This window comes from Chlamydia pecorum E58 (genome assembly GCF_000204135.1).
In the GTDB taxonomy this organism is placed as follows: domain Bacteria; phylum Chlamydiota; class Chlamydiia; order Chlamydiales; family Chlamydiaceae; genus Chlamydia; species Chlamydia pecorum.
In genome coordinates this window covers 881,886-900,085 of sequence record NC_015408.1, presented here as the reverse complement: position 1 = coordinate 900,085, position 18,200 = coordinate 881,886, and the positions used below count along the sequence as shown (strand labels likewise).

The following is an 18,200-nucleotide window of genomic DNA, read 5'->3' as shown; positions in this document are numbered from 1 at the left end:
TTATTCCCACTCAATAGTTGCAGGGGGTTTATCAGAAATATCATAAACAACACGACTAACTTCTGGGATCTCGTTAATGATACGAGAAGAACAGCGATGTAAAAATTCATAAGGGAGATGAGCCCAACGGCAGGTCATAAAATCTGTGGATTCTATTGCTCTTAAGGCAATAGTATATCCATAGCTTCTGCAGTCTCCCTTAACTGCAACAGATTTTACAGGGAGGAACACTGCGAAAGCTTGATTTATAGAGGTAAGTAACCCCTGAGCATCTAGCTCCTCAAGGAAAATCTTATCTGCTTTACGAAGAATGGGAAGGTACTCAGGAAGGACTTCCCCTAAAACGCGAATCGCGAGACCCGGCCCTGGGAAAGGATGACGATCTATAAGCTGTGAAGATAAAGATAGCGATCTTCCCAATGTACGAACTTCATCCTTAAATAGATAGCGCAAGGGTTCTAAAAGCTTAAGATGGAGATGTTCAGGGAGGCCTCCAACATTGTGATGGGACTTGATCACTTGCGAGGAGTTCCCAGAATGTGCGGATTCAATGACATCAGAATAAATTGTACCTTGAGCTAGCCAATGAATATCGAGGTTCTTGGCTATGCTTTCAAATACTTCAATAAAGGTCTGTCCAAGAAGTTTTCTTTTCTCCTCGGGATCATGGATGCCTTTAAGTTTGCTATAGAAAAGTTCAGAGGCATTCTCAATAAGCAAGTTCTCTTTAAGAAAGGCACATTGCGAGGCAATTTCTTCTACTTCGTTTTCTCGAAGGAATCCTGTATCTACAAGCACACAAATTACACGTTCCCCAAGCGCTTTATGAAGGAGTGCAGCAGTTATCGTAGAGTCTACTCCTCCAGAAAGGCCTAGAAGAACACGTTCATTTTCCTCAACTTTCTCTTGGATATCGCGAATGAGACTCTCCTGAATAGCTTGGGGATTCCAGGTGCTTGGAGCTTGGCAAATACGTTGCACAAAAGTTTTTAGGATCTTCTCCCCTACAGGAGTCGTGTCAGAAACCTCAGGATGAAATTGTACACAGAAAATTTTTTTCTGCATGTGCTCTATCGCAGCAATCGGACAGGTAGGTGTGCTGGCAATAAGCTTAAAGTTTTCTGGAATCTTTGCTACGTAATCGCTATGGCTCATGCGGATTTCAGTAACAAAATCTTTCTCTTCCAAGACAATATCTTTGAAAAGCTCGCTAGCCATAAGAGTAATTGGTGTATAGCCAAATTCTCGATTCCCTTGATACACTTCGCTGCCAAAGTCTTTGGAGATAAGCTGCATCCCATAGCAAATTCCCAAAATAGGAATGGAGCTCTCATAAATTTCCCAGGGTACCTTAGGAGAGTTTTCGTGAAACACCGAATGAGGCCCCCCAGAAAAAATAATTCCTAAGGGAGAAAGAGAGCGTAGAGTTTCCCAAGAAACATCCCAAGGGAGAACTTCACAGTACGTGGAAAGCTGACGAATGCGTTTCGCAAGAAGTTGCGTATACTGAGATCCAAAGTCAAGAATGACTATAGTGCTCATATGCCCTTCCTGGGTAAAGATTAATAATTCGGGGAGCGTTGCACATGGTAAAGATTGTGTACATGGCTTTCAGCTCTTCCTGCTTGTGAGAGCTTTATGAAAGTGGTGTTTTTCTTAAGTTCTTTAAGTGTCTTTGCCCCTAAATATCCCATTCCTGAACGCAGCCCCCCGAGGATATGAAAGAGCACATCTTTAACAGAGCCTTTAAAAGGAACAAACCCTTCGACGCCTTCCGGAATAAACTTTTTCTGCTCCTGCTTTTGAAAATAGCGATCTGCGCTACCTTGCTTCATTGCTCCTATAGAACCCATCCCTCGATACTTTTTATAAGCTTGCTCTTCGATATATACTATCTCCCCTGGAGCTTCTTTTGTTCCAGCAAGCATCCCTCCAAGCATGACACAATCTGCCCCTGCAGCTAAGGCTTTGACAATATCCCCAGAATAGCGCATCCCTCCATCTGCAATAAGGGAAACAGAAGAACCTTGAAGAGCTTGAGATACTGAAAGGATCGCAGTAATTTGGGGACAGCCCACTCCAGATACAATTCTAGTGGTGCAAATAGAGCCTGGCCCAATCCCCACTTTAACAGCATCTACACCAACATCTGCTAACTGCTTTGCAGCCTCTCCTGTGACGATATTTCCAGCAATTAATGTTGTTGCAGGGAAGAGAGACTTTATCTGTATAGCAGTCTGTAGTACAGATTTAGAGTGCGCATGAGCGGTATCTATGACTAAAGCTTGAACTCCAGCTTCTACCAGCGCCTGAGCTCTTTCTATTCCTGGATTCCCTATGCCTATCGCAGCTGCGATAGGCATTTCCTTCCCAGTGCACTTTCTGAATTCTTGTACACAGAGGCTTTGAGCATCTTTGGAGAGGTTTTTATGCACAACACCCATTCCTCCTAGCTGAGCCATAGCTAAAGCCATAGGAAGCTCTGTCACAGAATCCATGGCAGCTGAGAGGATAGGGATAGACAAAGATAAAGAGGAAGACAGTCTCGTTTCTATACAGACGTCTGAAGGAAGAACTTCAGAGTATTGTGGGAGAAGAAGAACATCATCAAAGGTTAACGCCTCTTCCATTTGTTCCTTTTGCGATCAAAAGAAAATAAGTTTTAAGATTTTAATGAATATTGTCAAGTGCCTGTGAGTCATTTATGTTTTAATAGAAATGCCTTCCAAGAGGTTTCTAGGAAAGAATTCCATGCACATCTTGAAAATTAAAAATTTTTTTAACATATTTTGTTTGTGAAAACTCACTAGGATATGAAAACATGACTGTTTCAGTGGAACTTTCCCCAATATCAGTGGGGACTCAAACATCTTTGCCTTATAATGAGCTGAAAATAGAGCGCATGACCTCTTATCGTTTGTTTATAGATATTATGGTTTTTACTTTAGGCTTGGGAACGATCATATCAAGTTTTGTTATTCTGTTCCTTCTTAGTGGATTAAGTATGCTAAATGTTCCCATCATTGCTGTGGCTTCAGTGTTGGTGATTCTTGGAATTTTATTTATTGGTCTAGGTGCTTATTTTGTAGTGAGCTCTGTAAATTCCAGTCTTGTAGGAATCCTAAGGAAACAGCTTGCAGCAACGGAAAAAGAGGCCCAATCTTTGCAAAAAGAGCTTGAGAGATTGCGCAGTATAGAGGTAATACAAGTTAGCGAACTCTAAGATAAATAGAGTTTGTAAAGTCTATGGCCCTTCTAGAATTTCTATAGAAAAGGTCTTTTACCTCGCTTTATAACAGCGCTAGTAGAGGAAAGATTTTTAGAGATAGGAAGAATTTACAAATCTATCCATCCTAGTTCTCTTTATTTTTTAATATCGCTTATTTTCCCCTGCTCCTGGTTCTTTTTTTATATAATTTTTTTTATCGTAAACAAAGATTCGTGCTGCTAGTCTAGCTTCGTTTTTGTTTAAGATAGTGTAAAGAGAGTGAAATATGAAAACATCAAGCTCACTTAATTTTATAAAAAGAGTTAGCATTTTGGCTTTTGCGTGCGTATCGCTTGTTTTAGCAGGATGCAGACATGACGTCTTTACTAAAGATTATTCTGAGGCTAGAGAAGCCGAAGCTGCATTGCCAAAATTTGACCATGGTGCTCTTAAACATCCTGATGCCGTTTGGGAGAGGATTGCTGCTGCAGTTTCCCCTTCTCCACTCAATTCTCTTTTTGTTGTGATGTATAACGAATTGATGAACCCAGAAGTTTTTCGGGAAACACTTTCACAGTCTGCTTTATGGAGTATTCCTGTAAACGTTTTAGGCTGTCGTCGTAGTTTTAACTTTAATGTTTCTGGAGACAAAGCAAAACTTGCAGATATCAATGCGGAAGTTGTCACTCTTGAAGAAGGCAGCGGCATCTTTTTCTCCGGTGTGTGTTGTAATGTCAATCAAGAAACATTTAATACTTTGTGCTCTATCTATAGCGAGTGCCACGACCTAGTTCCCGTTATTGTTTCTGATGTCAGCGGAGACAGGTTCACTGTTGCCTACATGTTCTCCGTTCGTGAGGCTCGGTTCCATACAGGTGCAGATGCTCTACCTTTAGGTGACCGCTTTAATGCTATCTGGCAAGCCGTGGAAACTGCAGGCTATGGTGCAGAATTTGCCTCTTCTTACTTAGATACAACTTTTGCTGCAAATGGCAATAGCATCACAACACTTTTACCCTCAAATTCTCAAAATGTAGAAGCTAGGGAAGTTGTCGCTGAAGCTCGATCTTAAAAAATAAAATCCTCCATATTTTTTATTCTAATACCCCCAAGGTTCCCGAGGGGGTATTTCTATTTTTCTCTCTTTTTATTAATTTTTTTAAAAAAGAATGTGATCGTTTTTTGTGGCTAGTTTATTTTTAGTTTTAATAAAATGTTATTCTTGATTCTTTAGTTCTTCTTAAAAATAAATAAGATTTCCTTATGTTATGTTGTCGTTATAAAGACAGTTGCGAGTTTGTCATACAGAATTGCTCTCGTCATCCCCTAGTGCGTTTAGGTTTTGTGCGACAATCCTCAGGTCTTATCTCAGCGTTATCTTTTTCTTGGCTCAGGGTGGCTCTGGCTTCTCTCCCTATAGTAGGGAGTATATTGGGGCTTTCACGGTTGTATAGTGTGTGGTCTACAAACCATGCTCAAGACTCCAAAGTGAGATGTTTTGGCCATACTCTAATAGGCATTGTTGAGAGTGTAGGATTAGGGGGAATATTCCTTGTTGCCCTGATTACACTGATCCTTCTTCAGATAGTATTTGTCCTCCTAACTATTTGGGTGATCTCCCCTCTACACTACATCATCTTGAAGGGGATGAATCTATGTCTTCCGCAATCCAAGAACTAGGATTTTCTATAGCATAGACATAGATCGCTTCTTACCTAAAAGTATTGTTGGTTATTTTCAAAGGAAACTTTCTTAGAGAGGCGGCTATACCAGCATATTATTGAAGTAAGTTTTAGTTTTTATTAAAAATAGTTCCAATATCTTAAGTAAATCTCTTCTTTTGTGAGAGATTTTTAAAATTCAAAAGAAGAGCAAATAGTACTCCTTCCTACTGTTCTCATCCCTCTTCCCTAAATAGGTTCTTTGGATTTTTGCCTAAGAAAGATTCAGAATTGCGTGAATACCAGAAGGGCACACCCAATTAGCAGTTTTTATTCTTTCTAACATACATTTTTTAGGAAGCGCTTTTCTTTTTTTTTGCAAATTTCTTAAAATCAGAGGCATATGAAATCTTATGGTTTTTCTGAGTATTATCCTAAAACCCGCTTAGAGAGAGTTTCCGAAGCACTCGATTCTTTTCTTTCTCTTGGAGAAGAGAAGGTGGTATTTTTGGGGAGATCCCCTGAGGGAGTACGTGTGTGTTTGTCGTACTACCCTAAAACTTCCATATGCGTTAGAATCTTAAAAATTCTTGCTTTTATCTTTATCCCAGTGTTGATTCTTGCCTATATTGTGCGCTACCTTTTGCATGTATGTTTAGGCAGGTTTCTTAAAAATGCTTTTTTTTTAGATCCCTACCTTCCTTATCAAGATAAACAGCTTCTCCTCTCAAAATCTTATGTAGTTCAGGAAGCTATTACTGCAGCACATCCATTATTCTTTAGAGTTCCTTTGGAATGCCGCAGGGTGTCTTACTCTGCAGAACCCAAGCTAGCTTTTGATATTGATGGGAATATGTTGAAGCTTCTTTATCCTAAGCTTCATCAAGAAGCTCTAGAAGTGGCCCCTCTGAACTTTCTCTTTGTTCCAGAAGAATATCGTAAAATTAGCTTGTCGGTTTCACAAGCAGGAGAGCTAAAATTGTCTTATACTCTTGATCTTGAGAAGATCGCAGAAGAAATCCTCTTTGTGTTCAATCTAGACCATATTACCTCTTTGGATGAGATTAAAGAGAATAAGGAGTACCCTCCTACTATTATTGAAGCGCTTGAAGCAGTTTTAAAGTTAAGACAAACTAGTTGGAAAACATCTGTAACAACCTTTGATAAAAATTATTGTCAGAAGCTGAAAGAACTTCTAATGTTGTATCTAAATTCCCTGCTTATTGAAAATGTTAGTGAGCAACCCCAAACCCAAGCATTAGAATCTACTATGCAGTATTATACTTATAATTATAGTTGCAAGGATAGCAAGGATCTTTGGAAACCAACAATATGGCAAGTGATCTTGGGTAGCAATCAAAAGGTAGTTTTGTCCAGATTAGCACAGGCTGGAGTCATAGGCTCTTATATAGAAAATAAAAGGGGGATTACTGCATTTTGGTCTTAATGTTTGCCCAGAGTTAGGGAGCTCTAAAGCGAATATTTGTATTTTTTATTTGTTAAGGATTTTTATTTTCTTTATGTAAGCTCTTCCCTTCTAAAAATTTATGGCTTTCATAAAAGGCTCTTTCCCCTCCTATGCATATGTGTTATTATTCTAGCTAACATACCCTAGTTAGTGTTACAGGGAGTTAAGAAGCCTTTTTAGGAGCAAGAGGGCAAAGTCTTATGCAAATTATTGCTTCTTATGGATGTTAACGAGATTATTTTCTGTATACAAATTAGCTTATGTGTCTTCTTTGGGATGTTCTTCGCCTCTAGAGGAAGAAGTTGGCTCTTGGGATGGCTTTCATTGCTTTCCATTGTGATGAACATTTTCGTACTAAAACAAGTGCGCCTCTGGGGACTTGAAGTGACTAGCGCAGATGTTTATATGGTGGGGATGTTGACGAGCTTGAACTATGCTCGAGAGCTTTATGATCGGGAAAGCATTAACGAGATCATGTTGGGATCCTGGGTTATTACCATGGCGTTTTTGCTTATGACACAGCTACACCTAGCTTTAATCCCCTCTAAATATGATATTAGCCAAGAGCACTTTCTTGCGCTTTTTTCTCCTACTTTACGTTTAATCGTGGCCTCCCTAGTCACCATGATGACAGTGCAGGTATTAGACGGAAGGCTTTTTAGTTGGTTACAAAAAATATGTAAATATCGGTACTTTGGGATTCGCAACGCTATGACAATAGCAATTACTCAGATTCTCGATACTGTAATGTTTTCCTATCTTGGCTTGTATGGGATTGTAGCGCATCTTAACGAGGTAATTTTTCTCGCATTGCTAATAAAACTAAGCGTTGTCGCTATTTCTCTACCCATTACAGTTTTCGGAGGCTATAGAAAGAGGGCGCTATTAAATAATCACTTCGCTAAGTTCCCCTAAAAACATAGAAAAGCGTAACATTTGCTGGGATGCGGGATGTGAAAAACGGGAAATTACGCTAGCAAAGTCTACGGCATGCATGGATAGCAGAGATAAGACAAAAGCAAGGACATAGCGAACAATATCAAAAATAAATAAAAGAATTCCTAACCCTAAAAGCTCAATAACTCCGCAGAGAAGCTCGATTTTATGTGCACAACGGTCTTTGGGGTGCAAGGGAGCTTTAATTGCTTCTAGAATCCGAATGCTTCCGGCGAGTGTAGAAATGAGGGGAAGACTACGATACAAACGCATTTTAAGAGGCATCTGGCTTGCATAGGGCAAGATCCTTTTGGGAGTATGTTCAAGCTCACCATAGTCATGGTACCTCCCAACAACAAGACATTTTATTGGGGAAGGATAGGTTTGTATAGTTTGAATAAACTCCTCATAGGGAGTGGTTACTGCATGCATTTTGGACTTTACAGCTTTTTTTTAAAGAATCGCTACCTATTATACACGACTTTTTAAAAAAAACCTATTGCAGCAAGGAAGTTTTTCAGTTATGTAAATATCTTAACTTCTTTTCTTATTAGAGAATAAACAAATAATATTTACTCTAAACCCTTCCCCCGATATTCTTTTCTTCTGTAAAGTTCTAAATCCTTGCAGTTGTTAAGATTTTGGCACTAAAATTTCATCTTCTTCATCAATCTACGCGTTCCCGAGCTCGGGTAGGACAAATAGAAACTGCTCACGGTGTAATTGATACCCCAGCATTTGTTCCTGTAGCCACGCATGGGGCTCTTAAAGGCGTCATAGATCATAGTTTTATTCCCCTATTGTTTTGCAATACCTACCATCTTCTCCTGCATCCTGGGACTGCAGAGATTGCTAAACTAGGAGGCTTGCATACCTTTATAGGAAGGAATGCTCCCATAATTACCGACTCCGGGGGATTTCAGATTTTTAGTTTAGCATATGGCTCTGTAGCAGCAGAGATCAAGAGCTGTGGGAAGAAACAAGGGGCACCCTCTTTGCTTAAAGTGACTGATGAAGGGGCGTGGTTTAAGTCTTATCGTGATGGAAGACAACTTTTTCTTTCCCCAGAGGTTTCTGTCCAGGCACAGAAAGATTTAGGTGCAGATATTATTATCCCCTTAGATGAGCTTCTCCCCTTTCATTCTGAAAAGGAATACTTTTTAAGTTCATGTTCACGAACCTATGTTTGGGAGAAGCGCTCCCTAGATTACCATAAAAAAAACCCAGGATATCAATCGATGTATGGGGTGGTTCATGGTGGGACTGACTTTGAGCAGCGTCGTGTAGGGTGTAAGTTTGTAGAGGATGAACCTTTCGATGGAGTGGCCATAGGAGGAAGTTTAGGCCGCAATAGAGAGGAGATGCACTCCGTAGTACAGGCAACCACTTCATGTTTATCTCAAGAGCGCCCTGTGCATCTTCTTGGGATTGGAGACCTTCCTTCTATAGAAGCTCTGGTAAAGTGCGGTATAGATTCTTTTGATAGTTCTTATCCTACTAAAGCTGCGCGCCACGGCTTAATCCTTTCTCGACAGGGAGCTATTAAGATTCTCCATCAACAATACAGTCATGACTTAGAAACTCTAGATCCTCAATGCTCTTGCATAACCTGTTCGTCGGGGATTTCAAGAGCATATCTGCGTCATTTATTTAAGGTTCATGAGCCTAATGCTGCAATATGGGCTTCTATCCATAATCTTCACTATATGCAGCAAGTAATGAAAAATTTACGTGAAGCCATTTTATGTAATGAGATTTAGAAAACGCATTTCTCCCTGAGTATTGCTGTGGGAAAAAGATGGTTTCTAAAGGAATCTTCTTATTACACAGGTTGAGTTTTACAACTACATTCCTATGATTTTCATTTTTTAAATCGTTTAAGAGTTCCTGTAGGCCTGGCTTTATAGAAGAGTGTTTTAGGATAAAAAGACTAGTCGCGTTTTGCTAAGATCAGCAGGCAGGCTATGAGACAAAAGCCCAAAGCTGAGGCCATGGGGATGGTAATAAAGCTAAAGAGAAGGATTCTTGTGCTACAGGAAATATGTCCACAAATATCGATTTGCATTCCAGGGATTTCCTGAAGGCAGATTTGGTATATGGCAATGGCAAGCCCAAGAAGAGTTTGGGGAAGTATGTAGAGTTTTATAGAGGGATCGTTGCGATAAGCGGCGATCCCTAAAATTAGCGTGAGAGGAAATAAACAGATTCTTTGGTAGTGGCAAAGGATGCAGGGTTCGATATTGAGAATATAGCTGTAGAAAATGCTAATGAGAGTGCCCAAGCAAGATACAAGCCAGGCACAATAAAGCGCATGAGCACGTAGGAATTTAATCATCATCTTCCTCCGCGGCTTGTAGCTGGCGAATTTGACGGATCACCCTCTCGATTTCATCAAAAGTAGGATCTTCGATGAGATAATCTCCAACTACGGCAGTGGGAGTGGCGAGCTGTCCACCCAAAACCTGAGAGCCATAAATATTGTTTTTTTTGATTTGCTCTAAGTAATTCCCCGAAGCAACACATTGCTCTAAGCCTTTGGCGTTGATGCTTCTTCCAGAGTTAGTCTTTAATCCCTCTGCTAGCTTTGTTAAAACATGAGGTTCAGCCCAGTAGCTCCCCTCCTTCTTTGGATAGATAAGCAAACGATGAAAATACTCCATATAAGCCTGTATATCAGGATGACGAGCATCATGATGGTAGATGCAATACAAGGCTTGTGCTGCAGGCTTGGAACCACGAATAAAGCATACAGGGATCAATGTAAAGGAGACCTCACCAGTATCAATATAGTGCTTCTTTATCAGAGGAAATACTTCTGTAGAGAACTCTGCACAAGCAGAACATGAAGGCTCCTCAAAGACCGTAATGTTAATGGGAGCATAAGGGTTGCCAATGGTAGGAAAATTTTTCGCGTTCGTAGGAATGTGGGATTTCGGAGGAAGGAGGGTATGTTTTTTATGGACCATCAGTCCTAAACATACAAAGAAAAACAATGCTGTTGCAGAAACTAGGGCCTTTCTATTCAAAGTTGTTCTCTTCATGAAGATCTCCTTTAAGCAATAGAACAAAAAATCAAAAAAATCAAAAAAGTTTTATTTAAGAGGGGTTTTCTTTAGGAAAATTAGGAAATCTTATTTGAAGTATTCGTAGATAAAAAGCTTCCACTTTTATCCCCTTCTTTTTTATACGAAGAAGAACGTGCAAAAGCCTTTTGATTATGGATAAAGAAGCTATCGATAATATTTATAAGCATTTTCGTTATCGATTTTTAAAATTAAATATTTTCCCAGCTTTCCTAGGGCTTTTACTGATTTGTACACCTACGCTCCTGAACTACACGCAAAGAGATCTTATTGTTTCTGATTCTGTTTGTGGAGTCGTTTTGATTCTTTTATCTCTTGTTTTCTTAAAAAGAAGAGATTTTCTCTGGTTGGGGGCTTTCATAGGACTTTGGGTGATTTTATTTGCCTGTATTCAGGGACGCCCTTCAGTAGCTTTTGCACATGATACCCTAGTAGGATTTGCCATCTTAGCAGTTGTATGTATTTCCCCGACAAGACCCGAAGCTTTAGAAGTAGGCCCTACTCTTCCTGAAGGATCCTCCTACAATCCCTCTGCAGGAGGAAGAAGAGCCGCCGTTTTGGTAATCTGCTCTTTAGCATGGTTGCATACACGCTACCTTACAGCAGCAAGCTTGGGGATTTCGGAAATTACGCTTTCTAAGTTTTCCATGATATACCCTATGCTGATGACGGCATATACCCTTCTTGTTGTGCTATCTTTAGCAGGAAGTGAGCGTCGATGGCATACAAGACCAAAGATTGTCATAGCTACAGCACTCACACTAGGAAGCTCAATAGTTCTCACTTTAGTTCCTATAGTTTTGTACTTGCAACGATTCGACTGTTGGCTATGTTTTTGTTTAACACTAGAGCCTGCACTAGCCATGGCCTTTGCGTATGATGAGGTCCTTGCAACAGTAAAGTATCTGCTTCAGTTCTGGGAAGATAAGAAAACCTTATTACAAACTGCTTTTTTGGGTTCAGAGTACTATAAACATACCCTACTTTGGGAAGAGCGCACCGTGTTACCCTTGCAAAGAGCGTGTAAGCAGGCATTTTTAGGGATCTCTTTTCCCTTAAATCAGGTTGTCCAAGTTGTCGTCGTTGCGATTTTTATAAAGATCATAGGTACAATGCAGCCCTCACCCATTTTAAAGAGCTTTTTAAACATTTGCTGCTGGGCAATTTTGGTTTTTTCTACCCTAGCTTTTTCTGAGAGCTTACGACAGATCCGATGGATAAATTTGCTTTTTTCGGCAGCGATCTTACTTTCTCCTGTATTTTTCCACATTCATATTCACGCGCCTCTATTCCTTCCTATTCTTATTACAGGAATCCTCTCTTTTATCCTTACCGTAGTAGGAAAAGGGACGTTAAGGGCATAGGATCTTCTACTTTAAAAGCTTTAAGTGAGGAGAGGAAAAAGGAGAAGGTAAAATATAAGAAGTAGATTTCTGAGCTTTTTCTTCCTCTTCTTCTTTTTCTTTTTTTTCTTGTTTTAAACGCTGCTCTTTATTCATGAAAATTCTTTCTTTTACAGTATCTATAGACTGGCTAATAAGGCTATGATAAGAAGATTCTTCTAAAGAAGACATTTTTGAAATGTACTTCTGCGTATAAAAAAGATTAGAATAAGAAAATCTACGAGAATACGTAGGTTCTAAGACTTCAGTTTCGATAAAATTCACTAAAACCTGCTTTTTAGGTCTAGGCAGAGAGGGACTTTGCTGACAGCGTGCAAGGATTTGAGTGTAGTTGCTTTTAGCAAGATTCTCTTGTAAAGCCATAGCTTTTTCGTGATGCAGATAGGCATAAATACATAAGGGAATCACTAATAAGACTATTGCAAGAATAGCAGGAACGAGAAATGGAAGGATAACCTCCATCCAAATATTCAGGTCTTCAGAGACACAACATAACCCACACCCTAAAAAGATACTCATTGTAGCAAAGGTTAAAATCAGCGCAGCAAAAATCGCAGCTGGAGCTCCAAGATAGCGATGCCTGGTGATCTTTTGGTAAAGCACAACCTTTTCTTCAGAAGAAAAAACATGCGCTTGCATTAGAGAGTTAAGAGATGCCCCTGGAGTTTTCATGTTGTGCTTAAAAGGTCTTTAAGGGAGTTCAGTACATGATGATCATTAGAGGAAACTCGTTGTAAGGATACAGGAATGCATTTATGATTTTTAATCACAAAAACAAAATCCCCTAAAAATAGAACATCTCGGAAATCATGAGTCACTAAGATTACAGCTTTATTTTCTTGTTTCGCTAACATCTCGATATCTTTATAAAGCTGCTCTTTAAGAAGAAGATCTAAAGAAGAAAATGGCTCATCTAAAAGAAGAATAGGCTTCTGAGATAAATATTGCGTTGCTAAAGCAACTCTCTGTCTCTGCCCCCCAGAGAGCTCATCAGGATAGCGATCCAAAATAGTATCCAAGTCAAAATTTTTAATAATTTTCTGTAGCTGATAAGAAGGTACCGAAGTTCTTAGATGAGAAGGCCCTAATTCATAGGGAAGTAAGATATTTTTTAAGGCTGTACGCCAAGGAAGCAAAGCTTCCTTTTGTTGCATATAGGCAACAAGATCTTGAGTGAGAGGCTCTCCTTGCCAAAGTAGAGAGCCTTGATCTGGAAGCAAAAGGCCTGAGAGCAAACGAAATAAAGTGGTTTTCCCCACACCAGATCTTCCTAAGATTATAGTGATAGCCCCCCGAGGTGCTGAAAAAGAAACATCTTGAAAAATGACTTCTTGCTTGTAGGAATAATCCAAATTGGAAACTTGTAACATAAAAAGATCCAAAACATAGCAGAAAGCTTGCGGTTACCAAGACTTGAACTTGGGACCTCGACATTATCAGTGTCGCGCTCTAACCAACTGAGCTATAACCGCAGGTTTGGAGACTAGGAGATTCGAACTCCTGACCTTCTGAATGCAAATCAGACGCTCTACCAACTAAGCTAAGTCCCCATTCATGTTTCGGGAAAGAAATTAAACCACTATCTTACTTGCTCAAAGATTTAACCTCAATAAAGAAAGTATGATAACGTTTTGATTAGTGGGTTACACAGAGTTCTGATAAAACACTTTTCAGCAACGTATCCATATAAATTTTACTTGTTGCTGTTTGAAACATTTGCCAACTTTCTTTGCTTGGAGATTCTAAGGGATGCGGAACAACTATATTCACTCCCAAGCATGGCGTATTATATTCATAGCAAACTTGAGAGACTGCACCACTTGCACTATCAAACCCCAGGATATCAGGATAAAGTTTCTGTAAGGAAAGAAAGTAATTGCGAGACATCGCAAAAGATTCTCCTGTAGCCACCAGCCCTTCGGTTAGAGTGTGTTGCGTTTCTGTTGTAGGTTTTAAATAACCATAAGTTTGCAAAAGTGTTTGAATCTCTTTTTTATGGTTCAAAAGAAATTTCTTCCCCCCCTCTTTAATCGCTTCTTTATAGAGGGTGTTAGTTTTAAAGATGCTCTGCTTAATATCAGGAATTTCGAACCGTTCAAAGAAAGGCCTTACATCAGCATCGTAGTTAATATAACCTTGAGAAATTAAGACGTCTCCAAAGCAGCTATTGTCAGCTCGTGAATAACACGTTCCAATAATTAAAATAAGATCCACATTGTGTTTTAGGATCATGTTGCACGCTACAACAGCTGAAGAAACTTTGTTGGGCCACAAAGAAGAGACTACCAGATATTTTCCAAAGTAATCTCCCGAATAATAAGTGCGTTTCCCCTCTCTAGAGCGCTCGCTGTTGGAAAACCAAGGAATAGGACACGTAGACTCTGAAGCTCCGCGTTCTGTTTCTGGAAGTGCGAATATAATGCCTATACGGCTTATAGGAGCCTGCTTTTCTAAAAGGAGAAGACCATCTTCACTAGCAAATCCTGAGATCGCAGATCCCAAAAAGAGAATGAGCGCAAATAGACGAAGCATAGCACTGGCACACAAAAAGCATATAAGCACCTTATAGGAGAAATAGAGTTAAAGAGAATAGAAAAACCTGAATTCCTAGGTAGAAGATATAGGAAAGCTCTCAGAAAGAGACATGGAAAAGCTTCCTGGTGAAGATGGCTCTTTCAAGTCTAGTAGGTAGCGAAAAAACTAAACTTGAAAGAGCAAATCTTCGAAATAAGGAGAACTGGTTTATAACCGGATTTTCTTTCGTATAGAAGTTAGTGTTTTCGACTCTTTGACTTTTGTGACAGTAAAAGATTTTGAGAACGTCTCGTATTCTTTGTCTAAAGCCTTAGGATTTTTGTTTTTATACACCATAAAGACTTGGTACAAGGTATGGTTTACAGAAACGAGAATTCCTCGAAAATACACATCCTCACAAGAAACCCAAAACTCTAAAGCTTTATGTCCCTGGACTTGCGTTGCCTGCATGAATAGAACTTGGCACTCAGGTAGTGCCTGCAGCATACCCGCAAATCCTTCTTGGAGATTGAGTTCTGGACGGCTAATATCCACTTTTTCTGGATACTCCCAAACAGAAACAACGTAAACAGTATTGTCATTAGAGGTCTCTGTAACATAGGTATTATAGTGTATAGTAATGTCAGACTGAGGAATTTCAACAATTTGCCCTGTATGATCCGGTTCTCCAGGAAGCTTTATAGAAAACCCATTGCTTTGCGTATAGTCATAGCGCTTCCACTGTAGGGAATCCTTAACCTGGGTTGTTTCCAGTATATCGTTTTGCAGTTCTCCCTTAGAAAACCACCCCTTAATTCTTCCTAAAAACCCTGAAGGAGTTTCTGCCGCAGCGTCTAAGGAAAAAGTCATAATGGAGAGAAGAGAGAGCAATAAAACCTTTTTGAAGAAACGAAACATAATAAATTAAAAAACAAAACATGCTAATTAATTTAATATTATTATTTTGCAGGTTTATTTATGAAAATAAACTATTTTTTTCGAAAAAAATAAAAATTTCTTGTCTTTTATAAAACCTCTGAAGATAATCCTGGTGATTTAAAACTAGAGAAAAAGTGATTTTTACGCGTGCTATGAGTGGCCAACGAATTCAGGGTAAGCGGGTTGGGGTTTTGCCTGCACGATGGGGAAGCTCTCGTTTCCCAGGAAAACCATTATCTGAAATTCTTGGAAAATCTTTAATTCGAAGGGCTTATGAAAACGCTGCGAGTAGCACTTCTCTTGATGCTGTGGTTGTTGCAACAGAAGATCCTCGTATTATGGAGCATGTTCATAGTTTCGGAGGGTGCTGTGTTTTAACTAGCCCAGACTGTCTTAACGGTACAGAGCGCACTGCTGAGGTTGCCGAAAGGTATCTTAATGAAGCAGAAATTATCGTGAATATTCAAGGGGATGAGCCTTGTTTAGCCCCAAGCGTAATAGATGCTTTAATTGGTAAGTTGGATGAGTGCCCCGAGGCAAATGTAGTGACTCCTGTAGCAATAAGTACGGATCCTGAGGAGATTTTTACGGAAAAAAAAGTAAAGTGTGTCTTTGATCAGCAAGGAAAAGCTTTATATTTTAGCCGGAGTCCGATTCCTTGTGTATATAAGAAGCCTGCTCCTAGATATTTGCATATTGGGGTATATGCATTTAGAAAAGAATTTCTTTTTCAATATGTGCGGCTACTTCCGACTGCTTTAAATGAAGCAGAAGATCTTGAGCAATTGCGCATTCTAGAGTCTGGAGGGCACATATATGTTTGTGTCGTCGAAGCTAAAAGCCCTTCTGTAGATTATCCTGAAGATATAACAAAGGTGGAAAAATACATCTCATGCCTTTCAAATGCATCTTTTTAACGGGAGGCGTAGTTTCTTCCCTAGGTAAAGGATTAACAGCAGCTTCTTTGGCGTTGTTATTAGAAAGACAGCAGCTTAAAGTGGCCATGTTAAAGTTAGATCCCTATTTGAACGTAGACCCAGGAACTATGAATCCTTTTGAACACGGGGAAGTGTACGTCACTAGTGATGGTGTGGAGACAGATTTAGATCTCGGCCATTATCATAGGTTCTGCTCCGCAGAGCTTTCCAAGCATTCCACAGCAACTTCGGGACAAATTTATGCTAGAGTTATAAAGAAAGAGCGCGAAGGGTACTATCTTGGAAATACCGTACAGGTGATTCCCCATATTACCAACGAAATTATCCAAGTGATATATGAGTGTGCAGAGAAGCATTCTCCTGATGTCGTCATCGTAGAGATTGGTGGGACCGTTGGAGATATAGAGTCGCTCCCCTTTTTAGAAGCCATACGACAGTTTCGTCATGAGCATTCTAGTGATTGCTTTAGCATTCATATGACCTATGTCCCTTACCTATCTGCTGCAGGAGAAGTTAAAACAAAACCTACCCAGCACTCTGTCCAGACTCTCCGAGGGATTGGGATTATTCCTGATGCTATTATGTGTCGCTCAGAACAACCTCTTAGCTCGGAAGTAAAATCTAAGATAGGATTATTCTGTAATGTAGCTAAAGAAGCCGTCTTTAATGTTGTTGATGTCCAGCATTCTATTTATGAATTGCCACTCATCCTTGCTAAGGAAAAAATCTCAAGTTTTATAGGAAAAAAATTAAACATACATACTCGAGAAGAAAACTTAAGCGATTGGGAAGTCTTGGTCCATCGTTTATCTCAGCCTCTTCCTAAAATACGTATAGGAGTTGTAGGCAAGTATGTTCAGCATCAGGATGCTTACAAGTCTGTATATGAGTCTTTAACGCATGCAGCCTTGAGCTTAAATTATGCTATAGAAACCCTACCTATAGATGCTGAAGATCCCAATCTAAATGAATTTTTAGAGCAGTGTGATGGATGCCTTGTTCCCGGAGGATTTGGTGTTCGTGGGTGGGAAGGGAAAATTTCCGCTGCAAAGTTTTGTCGAGAACACGGTGTTCCTTATTTTGGAATTTGCTTGGGAATGCAGGTCCTTGTTGTTGAGTATGCCCGTAATGTTTTAAAGCTTTCCTTAGCAGACTCTACAGAAATGAATAAAGAGACTCCAGATCCTGTAATCTGCATCATGAAAGGACAAGATTCCTTATTAGAAACTGGAGGCTCTATGCGTTTAGGAGTTTATCCTTGCGTATTAAACACAGAAAGTAAGGTATTCCAAGCTTATCATGGAACCTCCTTAATTTATGAACGTCATCGCCATCGTTACGAGTTGAATTTTGATTATGTCTCGGCTTTAGAAGATCATGGATTAAAAGTTGTTGGCATTTGTCCACAAAAAAATCTTTGTGAGATTGTTGAAATTGAAGACCTTCCTTGGATGGTTGGTGTCCAGTTTCATCCTGAATTTATTTCAAAATTAACATCACCTCATCCTCTATTTGTTGGTTTTATTCAAGCTGCTATTGCCTATTCTAGGGACCAAAGTTATGTTTGAGTCCTCAGATACTAAAGTATATCTTGGAGTGGATTATGGGCTGAAACGCGTTGGCCTAGCATGTGCCTCAGCACCTTTATTTCTTAGTGTTCCTATTGGTACCGTAGAAAGAGGAAAAAACCTGGATGTTATAGTAACAACACTTCGAAAGATCATTGTAGAAAGACACGTATCTTGTGTGATTTTAGGAAATCCTATTCCGATGTATGGGAATCAAGTCTCCGCTTTGCAAGAAGAAATTGCTATTTTTGCAAAGAAACTTAAAGAAGCTACTTGTATAGAAGTTATTCTTTGGGATGAACGTCTTTCTTCAGCTCAGGCTGAGCGTATGTTGAAACATGATTGTGGTTTAAGCCGAAAGCAAAGAAAAGGGAAAACAGATACTCTAGCCGCAACTTTGATACTCTCAAGTTTTTTAGAGAGATGTCTTTAGTCTTATCTTTTATTATCCTTTAGAGAAGATTTTCCTCATAGGAACTTTT

At 39.5% G+C, this 18,200-nt stretch carries 19 protein-coding genes and 2 tRNA genes; 10 read left to right on the top strand and 11 right to left on the bottom strand.

Features of this window, described 5'->3' with window-relative positions:
- Both guaA and guaB read right to left on the bottom strand, forming a co-directional pair.
- Entirely contained in the window at positions 1 to 1,542 is a 1,542-nt protein-coding gene (gene guaA, locus G5S_RS04090) for a glutamine-hydrolyzing GMP synthase (RefSeq protein ID WP_013712937.1), read from the bottom strand.
- A 20-nt stretch (positions 1,543 to 1,562) separates the two neighbouring features.
- A complete protein-coding gene (gene guaB / locus G5S_RS04085; protein WP_013712936.1) occupies positions 1,563 to 2,630 on the bottom strand; it encodes an IMP dehydrogenase in 1,068 nt (355 codons plus the stop codon).
- A gap of 191 nt (positions 2,631 to 2,821) precedes the next feature.
- Here guaB and G5S_RS04080 point away from each other — a divergent pair, with 191 nt between their 5' ends.
- The 5 genes from G5S_RS04080 (at position 2,822) to G5S_RS04060 (ending at position 7,252) form a co-directional block, all read left to right on the top strand.
- Complete coding sequence (locus G5S_RS04080; protein WP_013712935.1) at positions 2,822 to 3,223, top strand: hypothetical protein; 402 nt, start codon at positions 2,822 to 2,824, stop codon at positions 3,221 to 3,223.
- Positions 3,224 to 3,539: 316 nt separating this feature from the next.
- Positions 3,540 to 4,280: a hypothetical protein gene (locus G5S_RS04075; RefSeq protein ID WP_041467039.1), complete on the top strand. Its 741-nt coding sequence runs from the start codon at positions 3,540 to 3,542 to the stop codon at positions 4,278 to 4,280.
- 191 nt (positions 4,281 to 4,471) lie between these two features.
- Entirely contained in the window at positions 4,472 to 4,888 is a 417-nt protein-coding gene (locus G5S_RS04070) for a hypothetical protein (protein WP_024010915.1), read from the top strand.
- 384 nt (positions 4,889 to 5,272) lie between these two features.
- On the top strand, positions 5,273 to 6,316 hold the full coding sequence (locus tag G5S_RS04065; RefSeq protein WP_013712932.1) for a DUF648 domain-containing protein: 1,044 nt from the start codon (positions 5,273 to 5,275) through the stop codon (positions 6,314 to 6,316).
- 240 nt (positions 6,317 to 6,556) lie between these two features.
- Entirely contained in the window at positions 6,557 to 7,252 is a 696-nt protein-coding gene (locus tag G5S_RS04060; protein ID WP_013712931.1) for a queuosine precursor transporter, read from the top strand.
- On the opposite strand, the gene G5S_RS04055 is transcribed toward G5S_RS04060, so the two are convergent.
- The gene (locus tag G5S_RS04055; protein ID WP_013712930.1) at positions 7,223 to 7,705 is read right to left on the bottom strand and encodes a hypothetical protein; all 483 of its coding nucleotides are present in this window, start codon (positions 7,703 to 7,705) and stop codon (positions 7,223 to 7,225) included. The two genes, G5S_RS04060 and G5S_RS04055, sit on opposite strands and share 30 nt — an antisense overlap.
- Positions 7,706 to 7,914: 209 nt before the next feature.
- Here G5S_RS04055 and tgt point away from each other — a divergent pair, with 209 nt between their 5' ends.
- Positions 7,915 to 9,033, top strand: coding sequence for a tRNA guanosine(34) transglycosylase Tgt (tgt, locus tag G5S_RS04050; protein ID WP_013712929.1), 1,119 nt, complete (start codon positions 7,915 to 7,917; stop codon positions 9,031 to 9,033).
- Between the two features lie 170 nt (positions 9,034 to 9,203).
- Here the strand turns inward: tgt and G5S_RS04045 are convergent, their stop codons facing one another.
- Together G5S_RS04045 and G5S_RS04040 are read right to left on the bottom strand one after the other, a co-directional pair.
- The gene (locus G5S_RS04045) at positions 9,204 to 9,608 is read right to left on the bottom strand and encodes a disulfide bond formation protein B (protein WP_013712928.1); all 405 of its coding nucleotides are present in this window, start codon (positions 9,606 to 9,608) and stop codon (positions 9,204 to 9,206) included.
- Positions 9,601 to 10,299 carry a thioredoxin domain-containing protein gene (locus G5S_RS04040; protein WP_021757332.1) on the bottom strand — a complete coding sequence of 233 codons (699 nt, stop codon included), beginning with the start codon at positions 10,297 to 10,299 and terminating at the stop codon, positions 9,601 to 9,603. The genes G5S_RS04045 and G5S_RS04040 overlap by 8 nt, the downstream gene beginning before the upstream one ends.
- Before the next feature lie 191 nt (positions 10,300 to 10,490).
- Here G5S_RS04040 and G5S_RS04035 point away from each other — a divergent pair, with 191 nt between their 5' ends.
- Positions 10,491 to 11,720 carry an SPW repeat domain-containing protein gene (locus tag G5S_RS04035; protein ID WP_013712925.1) on the top strand — a complete coding sequence of 410 codons (1,230 nt, stop codon included), beginning with the start codon at positions 10,491 to 10,493 and terminating at the stop codon, positions 11,718 to 11,720.
- Between the two features lie 6 nt (positions 11,721 to 11,726).
- On the opposite strand, the gene G5S_RS04030 is transcribed toward G5S_RS04035, so the two are convergent.
- From G5S_RS04030 to G5S_RS04005, 6 genes are all read right to left on the bottom strand, one after another.
- On the bottom strand, positions 11,727 to 12,431 hold the full coding sequence (locus tag G5S_RS04030; RefSeq protein WP_024010480.1) for a hypothetical protein: 705 nt from the start codon (positions 12,429 to 12,431) through the stop codon (positions 11,727 to 11,729).
- The gene (locus tag G5S_RS04025; protein WP_013712923.1) at positions 12,428 to 13,129 is read right to left on the bottom strand and encodes an ATP-binding cassette domain-containing protein; all 702 of its coding nucleotides are present in this window, start codon (positions 13,127 to 13,129) and stop codon (positions 12,428 to 12,430) included. Before G5S_RS04025 ends, G5S_RS04030 begins: the two co-directional genes overlap by 4 nt.
- A gap of 28 nt (positions 13,130 to 13,157) precedes the next feature.
- A tRNA-Ile gene (locus G5S_RS04020) sits at positions 13,158 to 13,231 on the bottom strand.
- 5 nt (positions 13,232 to 13,236) lie between these two features.
- A tRNA-Ala gene (locus tag G5S_RS04015) sits at positions 13,237 to 13,309 on the bottom strand.
- Positions 13,310 to 13,394: 85 nt separating this feature from the next.
- Positions 13,395 to 14,291, bottom strand: coding sequence for a 5'-methylthioadenosine/S-adenosylhomocysteine nucleosidase family protein (locus G5S_RS04010; protein WP_013712922.1), 897 nt, complete (start codon positions 14,289 to 14,291; stop codon positions 13,395 to 13,397).
- Positions 14,292 to 14,501: 210 nt separating this feature from the next.
- Positions 14,502 to 15,191 carry a hypothetical protein gene (locus tag G5S_RS04005; RefSeq protein WP_013712921.1) on the bottom strand — a complete coding sequence of 230 codons (690 nt, stop codon included), beginning with the start codon at positions 15,189 to 15,191 and terminating at the stop codon, positions 14,502 to 14,504.
- A gap of 173 nt (positions 15,192 to 15,364) precedes the next feature.
- Between G5S_RS04005 and kdsB the strand changes: the two genes are divergently transcribed.
- Genes kdsB through ruvX form a run of 3 tightly spaced genes read left to right on the top strand, consistent with a single transcriptional unit; the run spans position 15,365 to position 18,151 of the window.
- Positions 15,365 to 16,129 carry a 3-deoxy-manno-octulosonate cytidylyltransferase gene (gene kdsB, locus G5S_RS04000; protein WP_021756668.1) on the top strand — a complete coding sequence of 255 codons (765 nt, stop codon included), beginning with the start codon at positions 15,365 to 15,367 and terminating at the stop codon, positions 16,127 to 16,129.
- The gene (locus tag G5S_RS03995) at positions 16,105 to 17,718 is read left to right on the top strand and encodes a CTP synthase (protein WP_013712919.1); all 1,614 of its coding nucleotides are present in this window, start codon (positions 16,105 to 16,107) and stop codon (positions 17,716 to 17,718) included. Before kdsB ends, G5S_RS03995 begins: the two co-directional genes overlap by 25 nt.
- Positions 17,711 to 18,151 (top strand): Holliday junction resolvase RuvX, encoded by a 441-nt coding sequence (ruvX, locus tag G5S_RS03990; RefSeq protein WP_013712918.1) that lies wholly within the window; start codon positions 17,711 to 17,713, stop codon positions 18,149 to 18,151. The genes G5S_RS03995 and ruvX overlap by 8 nt, the downstream gene beginning before the upstream one ends.
- The last annotated feature ends 49 nt before the right edge of the window (positions 18,152 to 18,200 follow it).